This is a genomic window from Janibacter sp. CoH_79_TC_3, assembly GCF_058197955.1.
The window spans coordinates 1-257 of record NZ_JBXWIV010000130.1 but is presented as its reverse complement, the minus strand read 5'-3'; the positions used below and the strand labels follow the sequence as shown (position 1 = coordinate 257).

Annotated in this window: 1 protein-coding gene; it reads right to left on the bottom strand. The window is 37.7% G+C overall.

Annotated elements, in window-relative coordinates:
* Nucleotides 1-257, bottom strand: a 257-nt coding sequence (locus tag AC2FA3_RS15350) for a Wzt carbohydrate-binding domain-containing protein (protein WP_490510339.1), incomplete at both ends; no start/stop codon positions are given.

Sequence of the window (257 nt, the reverse complement as noted above, 5' to 3'; positions counted from 1 at the left end):
CATACATCGTATTGGTTCCGGTGATCTCCGTTCCTTTCAGATCTTTGATCGTGAAAGCAAAAATCGGTTCCTGGATCGTTTCATGAAAATGAATCTTCATATCCACGGAAAATTCTTCTCCCTTTTCAATCACATTCGTAACCATTCCGGACTTATCACGAATTGCAAAGTCCTGAATTTCTGCTAATTTACTTCCATATTCCAGTACTTTTGGATTCAGATTTAACTGATCTTTCGTACTCTTTTCTTCTTGTACC